Source organism: Arthrobacter sp. ZGTC412, from assembly GCF_002929215.1.
GTDB lineage: Bacteria > Actinomycetota > Actinomycetes > Actinomycetales > Micrococcaceae > Arthrobacter.
The window spans coordinates 102,851-121,811 of record NZ_PJII01000013.1; the positions used below are offsets into that span (position 1 = coordinate 102,851).

Here is an 18,961-nt window from a genome sequence, read left to right on the forward strand (position 1 = left end):
TGGGACAAATCCGCCAGCGCCTGCTCATCCAGCGAGTTCAGCTTGTGAGGTGCATCCAGCACGACCTCGGCGACGCCGTTGTTAATGGAGAGGGAAATCATTCGGGCTCCTTTTGTTAGACGTCGAAGTCGACGGTGACTTCCTTGCTGGTGGGGTGGCTCTGGCAGGTCAGCACGTACCCTTTGTCCAGTTCATCCTGCTCCAGCGCGTAGTTTTCGTCCATGGTCACGCTGCCGGTGACCACCTTGGCCCGGCACGTGCCGCACACTCCCCCGGCGCACGCGAACGGCACATCCGGGCGGACCCGCAGTGCGGCGTTGAGGATGGACTCGCGGGCGTGGGTGGGGCTGGCCACCTCGCCCTGCAGGCCGTCCAGCTTGAACGTGATCTTGTACGTCTCCTTGGACTCGTCCACCACCACGGGCCTGCCCGCGTGCCCCTCCGGCTTATCCGGCTTGCCGGACGTAAACAGCTCGAACCGGATGTTTTCCGGCTTCACGCCGCGCTCGGCCAGGGTATCCCGGCACAGCTGCACCAGCTCGAACGGCCCGCACAGGAACCACTCGTCCACATCGTCCGCGTGGATGGCCGTGCCTAGCAGCTGCTGGAGCTTCTCGGCGTCGATCCTTCCACTGAGCAGAGGCGCGATCCGCTGCTCCCGGGACAGCACGTGGTGGATGGCCAGCCGCTGCGGGTACTTGTCCTTCAGGTCCGCGAGCTCCTCCAGGAACATCACGTCCATGGCGGCCTTGTTGGCGTAGATCAGGTCGAACCGCGACTCCGGGTTGGCGGCCAGCAGCGTCCGGGCGATAGCGATCACCGGGGTGATGCCGCTGCCGGCGGCGATGGCCACAAAGCTCGCTTCCCCGTGGGCGGCGACGTCCCCCGCCAGCTCCTCCGGATTGTTCAGGGAGTTCATCCGGTTCTGCTCCACCGCATTGCCGTCCCGGCCGTGCCTGGACACAAACGCGCCCATGGGGCTCATGACGTCCAGGGTGTCCCCGGCCTTCAGCTCGGCGTTGGCCCAGGTGGAGAACAGCCCGCCCAGGTCCTTTTTCACCGCCACCCGGATCTCGCTGCTGCCGTCCGCGAAGCTCCGCGGCTCGGCGCAGATGGAGTAGCTGCGGCGGACCTCATGCAGCTCACCGGTCTCATCGGGGAGCTTGGTGCGCAGGGCCACGTACTGGCCGGGCAGGTAGTCGAACTGGCCGGCGAGCTCGGTGGGAACGTGGAAGCCCACCTCGATGGCGTCCTCGGTGAGCCGGCGCACCTCCTTCACGGCGAGCGTATGGAAGGACGGACGACGGCGGCCGGTGGCCTGCGCCGTTTCGGCGGCGGTCTGGCGGACAACAGGCATGGGGCTTCCTTACAGCACTTTGAAGTAGTCGAACGGTTCCTTGCAGTCCTGGCACACATACAGCGCCTTGCAGGAGGTGGAGCCGAAACGGGTGAGTTCCTTGGTGTTCAGGCTGGCGCACTGCGGGCACTTGACTGCCATGCTCAGGCGGATAGGGCCGGCGTGCCGTGCCGCCTTCGCCATGCCCGACGGCGGGGCGATGCCGTACTCCTGCAGCTTCGCCTTGCCGGCGTCCGTCATCCAGTCCGTGGTCCAGGCCGGGGCAAGGACCAGGTCCACCTCGACGTCTGCGTAGCCCTCTTTTGCGAACGCTGCCTTTAGGTCATCGCGGATGGCGTCCATGGCCGGGCAGCCCGAGTAGGTGGGGGTGATGGTGACGATGACTTGTTCGTTGCTTGTCACCTGCACGTTCCGCAGGATGCCGAGGTCCTCGATGGTGAGCACGGGGATCTCGGGATCGCAGACGGTGGCGGCGATGTCCCAGGCCTTCTGCCGCGCAGTTTTTTCCCTTACAGGGACTCTGGTTTCGAAGTCGGAGATGTACATGGCAGCGGTGGTCACCACTTCGCTCCGGGATGCTCGCGGGCCAGCACCTGCATCTCGGCCAGGAGGTAGCCCAAATGCTCGGAGTGCCTGCCGTGCCGGCCGCCGCCGGGGGCAGCCGGAACGTCCGGCACCTCGAGCTCGGCTTCTGCGAGGACTTCGCCGGTGAGCCGGTCAAAGTCCTCCCGCAGGCTGGAAGGCGCGACGGCGGCACCCGCCTCGGCGAGCCTTTGCGCCAGCTCGTCGTCCTGGAACAGTTCGTTGACGTACGGCCACATTAGGCGCAGGCCGTGAATCATCCTCCGGCGCGACTCTTCCGTGCCGCCGGCGAGGCGGAGGATCCACTGGGCGCTGTGGTCCCGGTGGTAGTCCACTTCCTTGACGGCCTTGGCGGCGATGGCTGCGATTGTGGCGTCGGTTGATTCGGTGAGCCGGCGGTACAGCTCGAACTGGTAGTAGCTCACGATGAACTGGCGGGCGATGGTCACCGCGAAGTCGTCGTTGGGCTGCTCGAACAGCTGGACACTGCGGAACTCGTGTTCGCGGCGGAAGTAGGCGAGATCGTCCTCGGACTTGTCCCAGGCGCCGCCGGCGTAGCTGAGGAAACTCCTTGCGTGACCCAGCTGGTCCAGGGCGATGTTGCCCAGGGCCACGTCCTCCTCCAGCTCGGGGGCGCGGGAAATCCAGTGGCCTAGGCGCTGGGCGAGGATCAGGGCGTCGTCGCCGAGCCTGAGTGCGTACTCTGCAATGTCTTCACTGGGCTTCGTGAGGCCGGTGCGGACCTCGAGCGCGATATCCTCCGGGCGCAGCGCATTGCCGGGCGTGATGCGGGTGGCGCTGGCGTTGGAGTCGCCGCCTGCTGTTGGGGCTGCGACACCGGTGGAGATGTCGCCGTGGCCGGTTGTTGTCTCGGGGGTCTGGGGGATCACAGGTGCTTTACCCCTTCGCTCTTGGTGTAGTACGTGGCATGCCGGTAGTCCTTGCCCTGCGGCGACTCGAAGAACGAGCCCTTGGCGTCGGGATCGCTGGCGGCGATGGCGTCTGCCGGGACAACCCAGATGGAGACGCCCTCGTTGCGGCGGGTGTACAGGTCGCGGGCGTTGCGCAGTGCCATGGCGGCATCCGGTGCGTGCAGCGAGCCGGCGTGGACGTGGCTCAGGCCTCGGCTGGACCGGACGAACACCTCCCAAAGGCCCCAGGCGTTGCGGCCTTCGGCTGGGGTTTCAACAGGCTGGTTTGCGGCAGAATCAACCGCCGGCCGGGGCGTGGTGCTTGCCGAAGCCTCCGGCTCGGCCGACACCTTCTGCGCGTCGCGGTCGATCTCGGTGGCCGAACTGGCCGGAACTTCCGGGTTGCCGTGGGGGCTCATGCTGCGTATTCCTTCGTCTTCATTGACTGTTTTGCTCGCTGCTTGTCCGCATAAGCCGCCGCTGCCTCGCGGACCCAGGCGCCGTCGTCGTGCGCTGACCTCCGGCGCTCAAGGCGCTGGGAGTTGCAGGGGCCGCGGCCGGCGAGGACTTCCTGGAACTCGCGCCAGTCCAGCGGGCCGTGCTCCCACTTTTTCGTGTCCTCGTTGAAGCGGATCTGGTCATCCGGGAGGGTGAGGCCCAGGACCCGGACCTGCTCCACCATCATGCCCACGAAGCGGCTGCGGAGTTCGTCGTTGCTGAAGCGCTTGATGTTCCAGGCCATGGACTGCTTGGAGTTGGGCGAATCGTCGTCCGGCGGGCCGAACATCATCAGGGACGGGGCGTACCAGCGGTTCACGGCGTCCTGTGCCATCTGCTTCTGCGCGGGGGTGCCGTTGGAGAGTTCGAGGAGGATCTCGAAGCCCTGGCGCTGGTGGAACGACTCTTCCTTGCAGATGCGCACCATGGCGCGGCCGTAGGGTCCGTAGGAGGCGCGGCACAGCGGGACCTGGTTGCAGATGGCGGCGCCGTCCACCAGCCAGCCGATTGCACCCATGTCCGCCCAGGTGAGCGCCGGGTAGTTGAAGATGCTCGAGTACCTTGCTTTGCCGGCGATGAGGTCTTCCATCATCTTGTCGCGGCTCTGGCCAAGGGTTTCGGCGGCCGAGTAGAGGTACAGCCCGTGGCCGGCCTCGTCCTGGACCTTGGCCATGAGGATGGCCTTACGCTTCAGGCTGGGGGCGCGGGAAATCCAGTTGGCCTCCGGCTGCATGCCGATGATTTCGGAGTGCGCGTGCTGGGAGATCTGGCGCAGCAGCGTCTTGCGGTAGGGCGCCGGCATCCAGTCTTTGGGCTCAATGCGGGAGTCCTCGGCCATAACGCGGTCGAAGCTGGCCTGGCCGTCCGCTTCCTGGGCCGCGATCCGGGCCTGCTCCGCTGGATCCTGCTCGCGCGGGGTTGGCTCAGCCGGCACTGACTGCAAGTTCTGCGCTGCCATGGGTTGCTCCTATGCAAAGACCTTCTGGGACGTGCGGAATTATTTACCGACCGTTCGTTCAGGATATGCGGAAGCGTTCCGGACCGTCAAGCGTGGGGCCGCTCTGGCGGGTCCCCCTGAGGCGAGCCGACGCTCGTATGGCGCGGGCCGCCGTCGTACGTTCCTGCGATCCCGCACCCCTGCCCCCCATTGCTCACCCTGCGATCCGCACCCATGCCCCCATGCCCCCATGCCCACCCATTGCCCACCCATTGCCCACCCTGCGACGCGCGAATTCCATTTCGACGCGCCCCTACCCCTCCGCAGCCCATATTCCAGGTGCGCCAGGGAATCTGCGGGTCGGAACGGAACTTACGCGTCGCCAGCACTTCTCCACATAGCGGTACACGCACCTCCCGTCGGCGGCTCATGGCTGCCAATTTCGATATATGCCAGACCTTCCGCCGCTCCTCTTGGCCCGCGACCGCATCCTGCACGGGCTGACCCCGAATGGGCTCGCCAAGCGCGTGAAGGCCGGCGCCCTGGTCCGCATCCGGCACGGCGTCTACACGGACGGGGCTGCCTGGCGGGCCCTGAAGCCCTGGGAGCAGTACCGGCTCCGCGTCCATGCAGCCGCGGAAACGTTCGAGAAACCCACGGTCTTCGCGCGGCACTCCGCCGCAAGTGTGTGGGGTATACCAACGATCGGACTGCACCATCCGGTGGAGGCGCTCACATTGAAGAACGACGGCGGCCGGTCACGTGCCGGAGTCAGCCGCCACTTCGCCGCGCCGGCGGGTCTTACCGTGGTCCGGCGGGAGGGCATCCTCGTCACCGACCGCATCCGCACCGTCCTGGACCTTGCGGCGTTCATTCCCTTCACCGAAGCTGTAGCACCGCTGGACCACGTGCTTCGGCCGGACACGGCCCGGCGGCTGCCTGCCCTCACCAAAGCTGAACTGGAGGCCGGCATCGGTTCGATCTATGGCGCTGCTGCCGGGCGTAGGATTCGGGCGGCCATTGCGTTTGCGGATCCCGCCTCCGGCTCGGCCGGGGAGTCCTTGAGCCGGGCCCTGATTCATCTGGCCGGCTTCGAAGCTCCTGTCCTCCAACACCCGATATCCGACGCCGCCGGCTTGGTGGGCTACACGGACTTCTATTGGAAGCGGTCCAAAGTTGTTGGCGAATTTGATGGCGAGGAGAAGTACGTCAAGCCCGAGTACCTTCAGGGCAGGACCGCGTCGCAGGCCGTCGTGTTGGAAAAGAAGCGCGAGAACCGAATCCGCGCCATGGGAATCAACGTGGTGCGGTGGGATTGGGCGGACCTCATGGAGGCCGGGACGCTGGAACGCATGTTGGCCGCGGCAGGTGTTCCCCGCCGTCGTACGCGTTCTGCCGTCACCGACGCGCAAAATCTGCCCTGACACGCACGTTCCCTGACGCCACCGGTATGCCCTGTGTGTCGGCGTCGGCGCGGAATGTGCGCAGCCCAAGCTCCTGAAATTCAGTAGGCGCGAGGCCCCATTAACGGGACCTCGGCGGAACTCCAGCGCGGCACCGAAAGGCGGGCCGTTACAAGGAGGGATCTGCTTAGAACAGACCGGAGACTACTGCGCGGGTAAGTTGATGGATGACCATAGCGCGTGCGGGTATGTCTACCGGACCCGCGCCCAGGGTGTACACCACAAAAACGTAGGCGTGGCCGTTCTGGACCAGGATGCTCGCGTCGTGCAGATTTCCGTTCAGCAGCCCGTACTTATGGAACACAGTTATGCCCGGCGGGACAGCGGCGGGAATCAGCGACTCGTAGTTGGTGTGCTGCATGTAGGAGAGCAACTGGGCGGTGTGGGCCCCGCTGATCAGCTCCCCGTTGTAGAGGAGGCCCAGTATCCGGGCCGTTTCTGCCGGGGACAGGGTGTTGAAAGTCCTGTCGTAGGCGATCCCGATTGATGCTGCATAATCATGGATCCGCTGGTATCCGATGGCTCCAACGATCAGCGCCCAGGAATTGTTGTTGCTTTGCTGGATCATTTGCTGGATCTGGAACGCGGCGGTCCCGGGACCAAGTGTGGTTGCCAGGGATAGCTGGCCAGTTTCGGCAAAGTGGTAGTACGCGGCCGCAGCCAGTATCTTCCCGGTGCTGGCTGCCACGAATTTTTCCCGGACCCCGTACTGGTAAACGGCGCCGTCTGCGGTGTCGATCAGGGCCACCCCCAGCTGGTACTGGCCGTTTGCCCCGATAATGCCGTTGATCTGGCCCTCGAGTTTGACGACATCTGTTTCGAGGTCCGGCGCGACGGGAACCGCTTGGGCACGAACTATTGGCGCAGGGGGTGAAACGGGTGGGGCAGCTTTTTTCGTCGCCGCCGGGGCCGGGGACGGGGGTGTTTCCTTCTGGGCGGCCGGTGACGGGATTGTTTCATTCTGGGCGGCCGGGGCGGCCAGGGCGGTGGGGAACGGTGCGGGCGCTGGTGTCCAGGTGGTCGTGGCCATGACCACGACCGCCAGAGCGGCAAGGAAGCGCGCAGGCCGTGTAATGTGCCAGCTCAGCCTGAGGTGCCGGGTCCCGGCGGGGTCCGCACCGGGCAAGGTGTTCATCGCGGCGTCACCCGTACCCTGCCTGCTTTCGCCCACTTGGAAGTACCCTCCGCCTGCCGGCTCCCTGGAATCTTTCAGCCGCAACCATCACTGGACCAAGCGGCGTGAACGCACGCCGCTTGACGGAGGACGGCCGGAGGTGCAGGTCAGGCGGCGGTGGCGCCCCACCTCGCCACCATGGACGGGCTCACGATCATGTTGCCGACGTGGGCGTGCCTCAGGGTGTTCAGCATGACTCCGAGGGCGCCGTCTTTGGGGAGGAATCCGCAGATCCCGATGCGGGCGGCCTCACCCAGCGCTTCCTGCGACGGATTACCGGTCAGCATCACAATCCGGGTTTCCGGCGCTTCCGCAAGGATGCTTTCGGCAGCCTCGAGTCCGGTGCCGTCAGGAAGATAGAGGTCCATAATCACGACGTCGGGCCGCAGCTCGCGGAACGTCGTCACAGCGGATGCCACAGACTTTGCCACTCCTACACTGTGCAGGTCCGGCTCGCGGTCCAGCGCTCCTGCCAACAGATCCGAAAACGTCGTGTGGTCGTCAACGATCAGGATTTGCAGGCGATCCGTGTCCTGCTTAATACCTGCGGGGGCATGGGAACGGCTTCCCGTAACCACGGAAAGGCTGTTACGGACGGCTGCGGGTCCAGATGTCGCCGCCGTGCTCGTCAGGAGCCTGGCCTGCGCCTTTTGCAAGGCCGGCCCCGGGGCGCAGCCCAATTCCTCATCGATGATCCTGCGGCAGCGGTCGAAAGCCCGCAGCGCTTCCGTGTTCTCGCCGTTCCGCTCAAGCCCAACCACCAGGGCGGTCCAGGCGCGTTCGTTGAGCGGATCTTCCTTCACCGCCTCACCGCCCAGGGAAATCGCCATGCCATTTTCTCCCACGGCGAGCGCGGCTTCCGCAGCCGCGACGCGGGCGAGGCCCAGGCGCGCTGCATGGGCGGCCCGCTCCTCCTCTGCCCAAACAGGCAGCAACTCGTCACCGAGCAGCGGCTCGGAAGCCAGGTCAAGTGCCTCGGTCAGCAGTGCCAGCGCCTCGCGTGGCTGAGCCTGGCCGGCCAACCTGGTGAGCGTTTCGAACCGGTCCAAATCCAGGTCCACCAGCGACCGGTCTATCGCGTAGCCGCCGGTGACCGTCCGCAAGGGACCTGTCCGGCCGGCACCGGGCTGAAGGCTACGCCGAAGGACGCTGACATAGCTTTCAAGGGTAGGCAGTGCAACCACCGGGTGATTACCACCCCACAGCAATTCCACAAGCCGGGTCTTCGACACTGGCGAGCCAAAATTCATCAGCAGTATTTCGAGTACCTGGCGGGGCTTGGGCCCGCCAAGGTCGCTGGCGCTCAGCTCGATGTCGCCGCGGCGAATGGTCAACGGGCCGAAAACCGAAATCTGAAGCGCCTGCGCCTGTGGCGGTGCGTCAAGAACGAGACCTGCATGGACAGCGTCGTTCGCTAGTTCCAAAGTAATCACGAAAGCTTCCCCCAAGTAGTTTTGTGCTGCAATGGTCCCCATTGAAGCGGCAGGAAATCAGGCCAACAACAGTGGTCATTACTCGCTTCTTTGAGGGCCCGGTACTTGGGTTCTGCGGCCGATACCCGGACTACTATCCAGCACACAGCGGGCAGCGATGCTGGGAGAAGGCACCCGCCGGCCACGTTTTCGCTGGTGAAACCGCCGCAGGTCGAGGATAGGTTTCGGACGTTGGGAAAACCCTAGGTAGCGCGCAGGTGCGCCTATACAACTAGATTGGGGTACGGAAGTTGCAAAGGATGAAGCCGGAGGGTTTGTGACTGAACCTACCGACTGCGCAGGCCCGCGTGAAAGAATGTCCGCATTATCGGCACTTGAGGATGCAGGAATGACGTGGCTGGTCTTCCGGCATAGAACGGCCGGAGAAACATCATGAGCATTGATCTTGAAGAGCTCTATCGGGACTTGCACGCGCACCCCGAACTTTCCTTCCAGGAATCCCGAACTGCCGATGTTGTGGCTAGGCATTTGCACGACATGGGCTTTGTAGTACACCCCGGCATTGGACAGACCGGGGTTGTTGGCGTCCTGGACAATGGGCCCGGCGCGGTTGTTTTGCTCCGTGCCGACATGGATGGTTTACCCGTTGAGGAAGCCACTGGGCTGGAGTACGCAAGCACTGCCCGTGGCGTGGACCACGAGGGCAAGGAAGTGCCGGTAATGCACGCGTGCGGGCACGATGTGCACGTCAGCTGCCTGGTGGGGGCGTTGGAAAGGCTCGTCGCCGAGAGTCAGGAATGGCACGGCACCCTGATTGCCGTATTCCAGCCGGCAGAGGAATGGGGCGGTGGAGCACAATCCATGGTGACGGACGGCCTCTTCGACCTGGTGCCCAAGCCCGACGTCGTTTTGGGCCAGCACGTGGCACCTATTCCGGCAGGGTGGTTCGGCATCCGTGGCGGCGTGGCCATGGCCTCCGCCGACTCCCTGAACGTGACCCTGCCCGGACGTGGCGGACACGGTTCCCGGCCCGAGACCACCGTTGACCCAGTTCTCATGGCTGCTGCCGCAACACTGCGCTTGCAGGGGATCGTCTCCCGCGAGCTCGCGGCAAGCGAGGCTGCCGTGGTGACCGTAGGGCAGATACATGCTGGAACGAAAAACAACATCATCCCCGAGTCGGCATCGTTGGGCATCAGCGTGCGGTCATTCAGCGAATCCACCCGGGCAAAGGTGCTGGCGGCCATCGAGCGCATCGTGCGCGGTGAGGCTTCTGCCTCGGGTTCTCCCGGCGAGCCGGAGTTCGACTACGAAGAGCATTTCCCAGTAACGATCAACGACGAGTCCGGGGCGTTGAGGGTTGCTGCAGCATTTCGGAACAAATTCGGCGACAAGAAAGTTATTGACCCGGGCCCAGTGTCCGGCAGCGAAGATGTAGGCGTACTGGCCGCCGCTGCCGGCGTTCCTTTGGTCTTTTGGTTCCTGGGCGGAAGCGATCCGCTCTTATCGCCGGAGTGGCCGGCCAGCGGGAAAATTCCTGAGGACATACCGTCTAATCACTCGCCCCACTTCGCGCCCGTTATCCAGCCAACGCTGACCCTTGGGGTGCAGGCACTGGTTCTTGCCGCCCGCGAATACCTGGACGGTGAAGGCCATGGAAGATGACCGGCATGAAGGAGTCACCGGAACCATCGAACTTTCCGGCGAGGTCCTCTGCTTGAAGTGGACTCCGGGTGCCGTAGTCCAGGAAAGCGATGCAAAAGCACTGATGCAACGCGCCGCTGCCCTAAGTGCAGGGCGGACCCTCCCGCTGCTGGTCGAAATAGCCGGCATGAAGTGGATTGACCGGCGCGCCCAGGAAGCCTTCGCCTCCCGCTGGCCGCTCGCCCGGGCAGCAATTGTGGGCCCCTCGCCCGTGGATGAAGCCATAGCCAGCTTCTACATCGGACGGCACAATCCCCACCACCCGACGAGGTTCTTTACTTCCAAGGACGAGGCGATGGCCTGGCTGACGGAAGACCCGGCGCTCCCCTAGCCGCACGCTTTTCGAGAAGCCTGGACCGATCCAGGGCAAGACAACACCTCCTTCTTTTCTGCAACGTGCAGGCCTACGATGAACATCTCCGCGGCCTCTCCTCCACGGGCAAGAGGGCAGACATGCGACCGACAGCAGAAAGGAAACTGGCACGATGGCCGAAACTCCGAACCCCATCCAGATTCAAAAGTTCCTCGGCGGTGTGGACTATCCCGCAAGCCGTGAAGCCTTGTTGTCCAACGCAAAGGACTCCGGTGCTGACAGCAACGTAATCCAGGCCCTTGAAGCTATCCCGGACCAGGAGTACGACAGCCCAACCGCCGTCAGCTCTGCGGTTTCCGACAGTAACTCCTAAAAGGTCTGACCCGAAACAGGTATTCCGCATGGGACTAGTAATCACACTGCTTGTCATTTGGCTTGTTCTGTCGATCCTTGGCTTCATCATCGAGGGCCTGCTGTGGCTGGCCTTCATCGGCCTGGTGCTGTTCGCCGCCACCGTGGCATGGGGTTGGGTAAAGCAAAAAGCCCGCACCTGACCGCATGACCCGGCATGGCTAGAGTGGGTGCTGACGGAAGGCAGCAACCATGACCGAAGAGACGGAGACCGGCCTGGCCGGAACCATCCTGCGTGAGCGCTACAGGGTCCGGGAGGTGCTCGGCCACGGCGGCATGGGAAGCGTTTACCGCGGCGAGGACCTGGTCCTGGACCGGGAGGTGGCGCTGAAGATCTTCCGCGACGACGTCACCGGCGCCGACGAACTGGCCAGGCAGCAGGCAGAGGCCCGCATGCTGGCGCAGCTGAACCACCACGGCCTGGTCACGCTCTTCGACACCGGAACACTGCTGCGCGGCCAGCGGGAAGTGCCCTTCCTGGTGATGGAGCTTGTTTCGGGAACCGATCTTCGCCGGCATCTTGCGGCGGGACCGCTGACCAGTGCTGAAGCGGCTCGGCTGGGGGCCGAACTGGCTGATGCACTGCAGTACATCCATCACCGCGGCGTGGTGCACCGCGACGTGAAGCCGGCCAACATCCTCCTCACCCGCTACGCGGCTGATTCGCCGCTCCGGCCCAAGCTCGCCGACTTCGGCATCGCGCGAATGCTCGACGGCGCACGGGTCACCGCAACCAACATGGTCCCCGGGACAGCGGCCTACTTGAGCCCGGAACAGGCCAGCGGAGACAAGGTGGGACCAAAGTCAGACATCTACTCCCTGGGCCTGGTGCTGCTCGAGGCCCTCACCGGGACAGTGGCATTCCCAGGGCCGGCGCTGGAAGCGGCCGTGGCACGGCTCTCACGCGGTCCGCACCTTCCTGACTTTCTAAGCCCGCAGTGGCAGTCCCTTCTCGCCGCCATGACAGCCAGGAACCCGCAGGACCGGCCCGATGCCGCGAGCGTCGCAGCCACGTTGGGCACCGCCGTCGGCTGGTCCCTGCCGGCGGACGAAGCGCACGAGGCGGAAACTGCCCTGGCAGCATCCCACCCGGCCACCACGATTCTGGACGCGGGTTCCGTTAAGACACCCCGCTCCGGCAGCCCGGCGGCGCAGCAGGGTGCCCGGCTCCCCGCCCTGCCAGAGGGCCAGGCAACCAACGCCACGTCATGGCAGCCCGCCCCGCAGATGCCGTCACGCTCACCGGCCTCCATCCAGCCGACGCCGGCACGGCGGCGACCGTGGGAAAAACTGGGGAGTCTAGGGAACCGCCGGCTGCGGATCATTGCTGCGGTGGCCGCCGTCGTTATTATCCTCCTGGCCGTGCTGCTGACCACGGTGCAGCGGCCTCCAACCGCCCCGGTGGTAACGCCCGGGCCGGCCATCCCAGGGCAGCTGGGCGAGCACTTCAAGGAACTGGAAGAAAGCGTCACGCCATGAACCGCACTCCCTTGCAAAGACTGCTGAGCGGTGTCGTTGCCGCCGGCCTGGGCATTTCCCTCCTGACTTCCTGTTCCGGCCAATCCGACCTGGACGACGGCGTAGCCGCACAACTGCAGACCCGGGTGGCGGAGGCGAAACAGCTCGCCGCGCAGCAGGACTTTGCCGCAGCGCAGGCCGAGCTTGAGCAGCTAAGCCAGGAGGTGGCAACGGCTGCCGGGCAGGGCCGGATGTCGCAGCAGCGCCAAAGCAGGATTGAGGCCGCCATCGGCAGCATCAGGAGCGAACTGGAAGCAGCCTTGGCGCCGGCGCCCCCAGCACCGACCCCGGCCCCGGCCCCGGCCCCGGCGACTGATCCGCAGGTGACCGAGGACCAGCAGGAGCAGGCGGAAGAGGCGGCAAAGGAAGCAGAGGAGCAGCGCGAGGACGCCCAGAAAGAAGCCGAAAAGAAGCGCGAAGAAGCGCAGAAAGAGGCCGAAAAGAAGCGGAACAAGAGTGGTTGAGCGGCCCCATGAGAGGGTGCAACGCGCGAACGGTGGATTATATAGGCAACGTGTGTTCCACTGAAGGAACAAGCAGATGGTTCACCTGGGACCGGAATGCTGGAATCGAAGCGGTCATGGATACTGAATTGCCGCTGGCCGACGAGCTGGCCGCTGTGTTTGCACGGTTATCCAACGTGCTCCTCAGCGAGGATACGGTCGCCCACGCCCTGACACTCATCACCAACGCCGCGGTCCTTTCAGTGGAGGACGCCGTCGGAGCGGGCGTATCCCTGATCGACACCAACGGGAGCCGCAGCAGCGCAGCTTCCACGGGCAGGATCGTTGTGGAAGCCGATACCCTCCAATACGATCTCGGGCAAGGCCCGTGCCTGAGTGCATGGGCCTCCGGACACCCGGTGGACATAGCGGATGTGCGCACAGACCTCCGCTGGCCTGAATGGGGTACGGCAGCAGACGATCTGGGTTTGCGTTCCTGTGTCAGTGTTCCGCTTCTTGCAGGGGACCTCGCTTTTGGGGCTATTAAGATTTATTGGGCACAGCCCAATGCCGCAACACATCGGTTGATTCGTCTGTTGGAATTGTTCGCGGCCCAAGCCTCGATCTTCCTGGCCAACGTCCAGGCCCGGGAGCGCGGCCGGATGTTGAGCGAGCAACTCAAGACGACACTGACCCATCGGGACATCATCAGCACCGCCAAGGGGATCGTTATGGCCAGCCGGCACATGGGAAACCATGAAGCGATGCTCCACCTGATGAACAGAGCCCTGAACGAGAACCGGACACTGCAGGCAGTTGCAGAAGAGATCATCGAGTCCATGCCGGGACTCGATCATGGGGGCGGCTGAAGCATGGGGCGCCGCAAGGGACGAGGACGAACAGCGCCAAGGTTTCCGGCTGGCATTCGAGGCTGCACCGCTGACCCTTGAACAGGTTTGGATCAGATACTTTGGAATTGGAGGACAAGCGGGCCTGACCGAAGTCCAGGCTTATCTCTACGGTGCGCTTAACTTTCCTGCCCTTGACCGAGATCTCTTGGCGCACGCCCTGAACGAGACCCTCAACGCCCTCAGTGTCAACGGCCCGCGAGCCAGCTACAGCCAGAACATGCATACCAAGTCGGAGGATGGCGAGTGGGGCACGCACTGACGCCTTCTCAAGAAATCCTGTTTTCTCCCTAACCCTGCTCCAAGCCGGCTGCAAAAAGTCGTCTCCCGTACACCTGCAGACAGCGCCACTCCCGTCGCTTGGCTGCCCGCCGCCATATACTCGGAATATGCCAATCACGCGCCTCGACCGAAGCATCCGCACTCAGCCGTCCGCCCTCAAGCAGTACGGGAGCGATCTGTGAGCGGCGGTCTCGTCGCCCTGCTGGACGACGTCGCAGCCCTCGCCCGCATAGCGGCCGCCTCGGTGGACGACGTCGCTGCCGGAGCCGCCAAGGCAGGAGCCAAGGCTGCCGGCGTGGTGATCGACGACGCCGCCGTCACCCCGCAGTACGTGTCCGGGGCCGACCCGTCCCGCGAACTGCCGATGATCAAAAAGATCTTCTGGGGCTCGCTCCGGAACAAACTGTTGATCATCCTGCCGGCACTGCTGCTCGTCAGCGCCTTCATTCCATGGGCCATCCCGTTCATCCTCATGCTGGGCGGCACCTACCTCTGCTACGAGGGTGCCGAGAAGGTCTGGCACAAGCTCCGCGGCCACCACGCCGCGGACGAGGATACACCGGCGGTGGAGCGGGGCCCGGCGGCTGAGGCTAAGGTCATCAAGGGCGCCATCACCACCGACTTCATCCTGTCCTGCGAGATCATGGTCATCTCAATGAACGAGGTGGCCACGGAGTCCCTGTGGGCCCGGGCGCTCATCCTGGTGGTCGTGGCGCTGGTGATCACAGTGGCTGTGTACGGCGCTGTTGCACTCATCGTTAAGATGGACGACATCGGCCTGCACCTGGCCGCCAAGGACTCCGCGGGTGCCCAGCGCTTCGGCGAGCTGCTCGTCCGGGGAATGCCCAAGGTGCTGGCCGGGATCACCCTTATCGGCACGGTCGCCATGCTTTGGGTGGGCGGCCACATCATGCTGCAGGGTGCACACGACCTCGGCTGGCACGCGCCGTATGACCTGGTCCATGTCCTCGAGCACCCGTTCGCCGGGATCGCCGTAGTGGGCGGCTTCCTGGCCTGGCTGGTCAACACCCTGTGCTCGGCCGTCATCGGACTCGCCTGGGGCCTCGTGGTGATGGCAGTTGTGGGCCCGCTGCTGAAAGCGCTCCCGTTCGGAAAGAAGAAGAGCCGGCACGAAGAGGGCGACGTCCGCGCCGCAGCCGCCGGCGATACGCCGTCCTCACAAGCCTGAGTTCCGGCCTGCAAGACGAGAGTCATCAAGCAGGCGGGTCTTGCCCCACGAGGCCGTCCACCGACTCCCGAATAAGGTCGGCATGGCCGTTGTGGCGCGCGTATTCCTCGATCATGTTGAGCAGGATGTAGCGCAGACTGGGAAGTTCAATGCCGGGGTTGGAGGCAGCTGTGCCCCGGCAGCCTGGACCGCCGTCCGTCAGCGCCTCAGCGAAAAGGGCCCGGGAGCGGGCCACTGCGTCGCGCCAGCGTTCATAGAGTTGTTCGGGGGAATCCTCGTTGGCCGAATTCCAGTCCCAGTCATGGTCGGTTTCCCAGTCCACGGCGTTCCATGGCGGAAGCTGACTGCGGCCATGCAGCCACTCGGTGGACATGTCGTCCTCGAAGCGGGCCAAGTGTTTGAGCATGCCGCCCAGACTCATGGACGAGGGGGCCAGCCTCGCCTGCAGGCCGGCCGCGTCGAGGGCTCCGGTCTTCCAGGCGAAGGTGGCCCGCTGTCGCTCCAAGAAGCCCAGCAGGGTAGCGGTCTCGTCGCCCGCCAGGGGCGGCTCGGAATCGGTTCGGTCCATGTGGTCGTTCAATGAGGGCCTCCGCCGGCTGTAGCGCGTCGGCTGAGATGCTGTAGCAGCCGCGGCCCCGGTCGCGAGTTGAGAGCCATGCGACGACGGTAAGCCTCGATTGCGTCACCGACAAGTAGTTTCGGCACCTGATGCGGCTGCGTGGGCAGCGTCACTCCGCCCAAAGGCTCAAGGACCGATCAAATCTTGGACAGTTTGTTGCAAAGACGAGCAAGACAGGACATTTAGTGAGGTAGATTCCATTCAGGCGCTGCACCATCCCCCCAAGGGTGTCAGCGCCAGGAGCCTCCGCGTTGTGAAATCGCGCGGAGGCTCCGCTCAGCCGGCGTATTGCGGGCCATCACCGTCCTCCGCGGGGTTCGCCCGTGGACCCTCAGCCTGGTGCCGAAAGGTGCGGACGTCCTGGCCTCTTTCACCGGGCGCCCGCCGCAAACGCCAAGCGCGGGATGCGGCTGCGGCGACTCCCAGCAGAACGATCAGGGCGGCAATCTGCTGCCAGTCGCCGTCGAACACGTCCAGCTTCGTCGACGCCGACGCGTTGAAGGAGGCGTGCAGCAGCCCCACGATGAGCAGACTGAAGCCCGTTCCCAGGTAGGCGATCCCCATAAGCAGGCGGAAGATCGGGGCGAAAAGGAACAGGACCGCCCAGGAGACCGCCACGTCGGTCCATGGCGTGCCGGCGAAGCCCCGCTCGGCGAAGGCGAAGGGCAGATGGATAAGTGCGAACGGGACGGCAGTCAGCAGTGCAGCAACGGCAGGTCCGTGCCGGTCCATAAGCCGGTGCTGCACCACGCCTGTCCAGGCGAGCTCCTCCCAGATATTGCCCAGGAGGGCACCGATGATCACGGTGTTCAGCAGGTAGATGCCCACTAAGGGCCACCAGCCGCCAGCCGGCGGGTGGAACGTCCCGGTGGCCGCCGCAATGAGCACCGTTAACGCGGGAAGGGCCAGCAGCGCTGCCACGTACCAGCCGGGGCCAACCCTCCAGCGGACTGCCCGGCGGAAGAGCTCGCGCACGGCGGGCCGGCCGTCCGCGGCTGCCGTGACCAGGGCCGCCGTTCCCAGCAGGATCAGCAGCTCAGCCAGGATTCCCGGCAGGATGTTCCCCAGCAGCAGGAGGGACAGGATCTGGCCGATCCATGACAACGAAATGGCGATGACCACGAAGGCTGCCACCGGGTGCCGTTTGATGACCGGGAGGAAAGTGCCAGGGGAACCAGGCGAGTCCATCAGCAGTACCGCCGTTCAGAGTTCCGGTTAGGGAAGGCACTGCAGCGCTTGCCGCCACGTGCCGAAGGAGCGCTGAGCCGCTGACACGGGAATAGTTACCATTCTCTGCCGGCGGAGGACTGGGAACAAGTGACGTGCGTGGAACTGCTGGATGGCTTGGAACTGTGCCCGAAGCGCCAGGCCGGCCAGAATGGGCAGGACGGGTTGGATGTGCCGGCGCTGATCGACCAGCACCCCGGCATCGTTCTGGTTGATGACTACGCTGCTGTGGCCGGGGGTGGAGGCCGGTGGGAGCAGATCGAGGACCTGCTCCAGGCCGGGGTTGACGTCATTTCCACCTTGGACATCCGGAACGTCGAATCGCTGGCCGCCGCGGTTCAGCGCGTCACGGGGGTCCGGGAATCCACCACCGTCCCGGACGCCGTGGTGCGGCGCGCGGACCAGATCGAGCTGGTTGATGCCTCTCCGGAGTTGCTACGCCAGCGGTTGGCGGACGGGAAAATTTACCGCACCCGGGAGGAAGCCGACGCCGCCTTGGCCGGTGTCTTCCGCACCGGCACGCTTGCCGCCCTGCGGGACTGGCGTTGTTGTGGCTCGCTGACTAAAAAACTGGACCATCCACCTGCGCCTGACCATCTACGGAACGGTGTTCCTCCTAGTGGCCGGGATGGTCCTGTTCGCGGCCTTCGAGTGGAACAGGAACGAAGTCCGCGGCCGCGACCAGGTGACCATCGCCCACCGGTCCATCAGCTTCTCATCCCAGCGGCAGGCCCTGTCCGTTGCGCTGCTGGGCATCGCCGCCGTCGTCTCCGGCACCATGCTGCTGCTTATGTTCACCGACTACAGCCTGGAGAAAGTGCTTTTCGAGTCCATCTCCGCCTTCGCCACCGTGGGGATGAGCACCGGCATCACCTACAACCTTCCGCCGGCCGCGGAGTGGGTGCTGATGGCCCTGATGTTCACCGGACGCATTGGCACCGTGGCCGTGGCGTCCGCCCTGGCGCTCTCGGCCCGGCCACGCCTCTACCGCCTGCCGGAGGAACGGCCGATTATCGGATGAAACGAGCTTGCCCGCAGGTCGTGCTCCTTGCAATTGCTCAGGCGGTGTACTTGATTGGTCCTTCCGCGGCGCGTACTTCAGAATTGCCGTCGAGGTCCTGGCCTGGTCACACGTGAAGCGGTGTCCAGTGGCCGGCTCGAGCCAAGGTGCAGGGTCATCTAGGTGGCCATTCATTTCCAGGACTGGCAAGGGTGCCCTGGGCGGCCCGCCGTTCTCAGTGACAAAAAGGCCAGGGTGTTGGCACGGGTCATAGTAGACGCGGGGTTTGCGTTCCCGTATGAGGTCCAGGGACCTGCCGTCCTGGTGCCCCGGCCAGTGCAGGCTGAGGTTCTCCGGAGCCGGATCACGGACGCGGCCGTTGCCGCCGGTGAAATTCTCAGTGGTATCGGCCTCTGTGCCGGGGCCGGACCTTTCGTACCGGAGCCATGTCCCAGCGGACCGCACGTAGATCACGCCGGGCTTATCGGCAGGGACATACACGTCTACGTCTGCCGAGAGCTGTCCGTGGAGACCATGCCCGTCCTCCCCAGACGGCCGGGTGCAGGTGGTGGCGTCATCCATCTTGTCGACGATTCCGAACCGGGTGACTACAGGTTCCCGGTGGCGATGTTGAGCATGCGGCGCAGCGGCTCGGCGGCGCCCCAGAGGAGCTGGTCGCCCACGGTGAAGGCACTGATGTACTGCGGGCCCATCTCCATCTTGCGGATACGGCCCACGGGGATGTCCAGGGTGCCGGACGCTGCCACCGGGGTCAGCTCCGCCATGGAGGCTTCCTTGGTGTTCGGGACCACCTTGGCCCACTGGTTGTCCTCGGCCAGCAGCTTCTCGATCTCGGCCACGGACAGGTCCTCGCGGAGCTTCAGGGTCAGCGCCTGGGAGTGGGACCGCATGGCACCGATGCGGACGCAGAGGCCGTCCATGATGACCCGGTCCTGGTCGGAGGTGCCGAGGATCTTGTTGGTCTCCACCCC

The 18,961-nt window shown here is 64.8% G+C and carries 21 protein-coding genes and 1 pseudogene; 12 read left to right on the top strand and 10 right to left on the bottom strand.

Going from position 1 to position 18,961, the window contains the following annotated elements:
- Positions 1 to 115 precede the first annotated feature (115 nt).
- The 5 genes from paaE to paaA are packed head-to-tail and all read right to left on the bottom strand — an operon-like array spanning position 116 to position 4,306.
- The gene (paaE, locus tag CXQ88_RS14880) at positions 116 to 1,357 is read right to left on the bottom strand and encodes a 1,2-phenylacetyl-CoA epoxidase subunit PaaE (RefSeq protein ID WP_104044916.1); all 1,242 of its coding nucleotides are present in this window, start codon (positions 1,355 to 1,357) and stop codon (positions 116 to 118) included.
- Positions 1,358 to 1,366: 9 nt separating this feature from the next.
- Positions 1,367 to 1,903, bottom strand: a complete 537-nt coding sequence (gene paaD / locus CXQ88_RS14885; protein ID WP_104044946.1) for a 1,2-phenylacetyl-CoA epoxidase subunit PaaD — start codon at positions 1,901 to 1,903, stop codon at positions 1,367 to 1,369.
- A gap of 11 nt (positions 1,904 to 1,914) precedes the next feature.
- A complete protein-coding gene (paaC, locus tag CXQ88_RS14890; RefSeq protein ID WP_181037547.1) occupies positions 1,915 to 2,826 on the bottom strand; it encodes a 1,2-phenylacetyl-CoA epoxidase subunit PaaC in 912 nt (303 codons plus the stop codon).
- Positions 2,826 to 3,269 carry a 1,2-phenylacetyl-CoA epoxidase subunit PaaB gene (gene paaB / locus CXQ88_RS14895; protein WP_104044918.1) on the bottom strand — a complete coding sequence of 148 codons (444 nt, stop codon included), beginning with the start codon at positions 3,267 to 3,269 and terminating at the stop codon, positions 2,826 to 2,828. Before paaB ends, paaC begins: the two co-directional genes overlap by 1 nt.
- Positions 3,266 to 4,306 (bottom strand): 1,2-phenylacetyl-CoA epoxidase subunit PaaA, encoded by a 1,041-nt coding sequence (gene paaA / locus CXQ88_RS14900; RefSeq protein ID WP_104044919.1) that lies wholly within the window; start codon positions 4,304 to 4,306, stop codon positions 3,266 to 3,268. The genes paaB and paaA overlap by 4 nt, the downstream gene beginning before the upstream one ends.
- Positions 4,307 to 4,734: 428 nt before the next feature.
- Here paaA and CXQ88_RS14905 point away from each other — a divergent pair, with 428 nt between their 5' ends.
- Positions 4,735 to 5,709 carry a hypothetical protein gene (locus tag CXQ88_RS14905; protein WP_104044920.1) on the top strand — a complete coding sequence of 325 codons (975 nt, stop codon included), beginning with the start codon at positions 4,735 to 4,737 and terminating at the stop codon, positions 5,707 to 5,709.
- A gap of 166 nt (positions 5,710 to 5,875) precedes the next feature.
- Here the strand turns inward: CXQ88_RS14905 and CXQ88_RS14910 are convergent, their stop codons facing one another.
- Entirely contained in the window at positions 5,876 to 6,919 is a 1,044-nt protein-coding gene (locus CXQ88_RS14910) for a serine hydrolase (RefSeq protein WP_258061900.1), read from the bottom strand.
- Positions 6,920 to 7,029: 110 nt separating this feature from the next.
- Entirely contained in the window at positions 7,030 to 8,355 is a 1,326-nt protein-coding gene (locus CXQ88_RS14915; protein WP_258061901.1) for a BTAD domain-containing putative transcriptional regulator, read from the bottom strand.
- 432 nt (positions 8,356 to 8,787) lie between these two features.
- Here CXQ88_RS14915 and CXQ88_RS14920 point away from each other — a divergent pair, with 432 nt between their 5' ends.
- From CXQ88_RS14920 to CXQ88_RS14955, 9 genes are all read left to right on the top strand, one after another.
- A complete protein-coding gene (locus CXQ88_RS14920) occupies positions 8,788 to 10,020 on the top strand; it encodes an amidohydrolase (RefSeq protein WP_104044922.1) in 1,233 nt (410 codons plus the stop codon).
- Positions 10,010 to 10,390 (top strand): DUF7793 family protein, encoded by a 381-nt coding sequence (locus CXQ88_RS14925; protein WP_104044923.1) that lies wholly within the window; start codon positions 10,010 to 10,012, stop codon positions 10,388 to 10,390. The genes CXQ88_RS14920 and CXQ88_RS14925 overlap by 11 nt, the downstream gene beginning before the upstream one ends.
- 154 nt (positions 10,391 to 10,544) lie before the next feature.
- Positions 10,545 to 10,745: a DUF2795 domain-containing protein gene (locus CXQ88_RS14930; protein WP_104044924.1), complete on the top strand. Its 201-nt coding sequence runs from the start codon at positions 10,545 to 10,547 to the stop codon at positions 10,743 to 10,745.
- Between the two features lie 28 nt (positions 10,746 to 10,773).
- Positions 10,774 to 10,926, top strand: coding sequence for a hypothetical protein (locus tag CXQ88_RS21895; RefSeq protein ID WP_181037543.1), 153 nt, complete (start codon positions 10,774 to 10,776; stop codon positions 10,924 to 10,926).
- Positions 10,927 to 10,975: 49 nt separating this feature from the next.
- Complete coding sequence (locus tag CXQ88_RS14935; protein ID WP_104044925.1) at positions 10,976 to 12,262, top strand: serine/threonine-protein kinase; 1,287 nt, start codon at positions 10,976 to 10,978, stop codon at positions 12,260 to 12,262.
- Positions 12,259 to 12,765, top strand: a complete 507-nt coding sequence (locus CXQ88_RS14940) for a hypothetical protein (RefSeq protein ID WP_104044926.1) — start codon at positions 12,259 to 12,261, stop codon at positions 12,763 to 12,765. The genes CXQ88_RS14935 and CXQ88_RS14940 overlap by 4 nt, the downstream gene beginning before the upstream one ends.
- Before the next feature lie 116 nt (positions 12,766 to 12,881).
- On the top strand, positions 12,882 to 13,613 hold the full coding sequence (locus tag CXQ88_RS14945) for a GAF and ANTAR domain-containing protein (RefSeq protein ID WP_181037544.1): 732 nt from the start codon (positions 12,882 to 12,884) through the stop codon (positions 13,611 to 13,613).
- A complete protein-coding gene (locus CXQ88_RS14950; protein WP_104044928.1) occupies positions 13,600 to 13,914 on the top strand; it encodes a hypothetical protein in 315 nt (104 codons plus the stop codon). Before CXQ88_RS14945 ends, CXQ88_RS14950 begins: the two co-directional genes overlap by 14 nt.
- A gap of 198 nt (positions 13,915 to 14,112) precedes the next feature.
- Positions 14,113 to 15,123: a DUF808 domain-containing protein gene (locus tag CXQ88_RS14955; RefSeq protein ID WP_104044929.1), complete on the top strand. Its 1,011-nt coding sequence runs from the start codon at positions 14,113 to 14,115 to the stop codon at positions 15,121 to 15,123.
- A gap of 25 nt (positions 15,124 to 15,148) precedes the next feature.
- On the opposite strand, the gene CXQ88_RS14960 is transcribed toward CXQ88_RS14955, so the two are convergent.
- The gene (locus CXQ88_RS14960; protein ID WP_104044948.1) at positions 15,149 to 15,691 is read right to left on the bottom strand and encodes a mycothiol transferase; all 543 of its coding nucleotides are present in this window, start codon (positions 15,689 to 15,691) and stop codon (positions 15,149 to 15,151) included.
- A 327-nt stretch (positions 15,692 to 16,018) separates the two neighbouring features.
- On the bottom strand, positions 16,019 to 16,930 hold the full coding sequence (locus tag CXQ88_RS14965) for a CPBP family intramembrane glutamic endopeptidase (RefSeq protein ID WP_104044930.1): 912 nt from the start codon (positions 16,928 to 16,930) through the stop codon (positions 16,019 to 16,021).
- A gap of 138 nt (positions 16,931 to 17,068) precedes the next feature.
- On the opposite strand from CXQ88_RS14965, the pseudogene CXQ88_RS22700 reads away from it, so the two are divergent.
- Positions 17,069 to 17,449 (top strand): annotated as a pseudogene (locus CXQ88_RS22700) (histidine kinase); the annotation flags it as partial.
- Positions 17,450 to 17,576: 127 nt separating this feature from the next.
- Positions 17,577 to 17,990 carry a potassium transporter TrkG gene (locus CXQ88_RS14975; RefSeq protein WP_258061902.1) on the top strand — a complete coding sequence of 138 codons (414 nt, stop codon included), beginning with the start codon at positions 17,577 to 17,579 and terminating at the stop codon, positions 17,988 to 17,990.
- A gap of 587 nt (positions 17,991 to 18,577) precedes the next feature.
- On the opposite strand, the gene CXQ88_RS14980 is transcribed toward CXQ88_RS14975, so the two are convergent.
- The coding region (locus tag CXQ88_RS14980) for an aspartate-semialdehyde dehydrogenase (RefSeq protein ID WP_146069224.1) at positions 18,578 to 18,961 on the bottom strand (384 nt) is incomplete at its 5' end.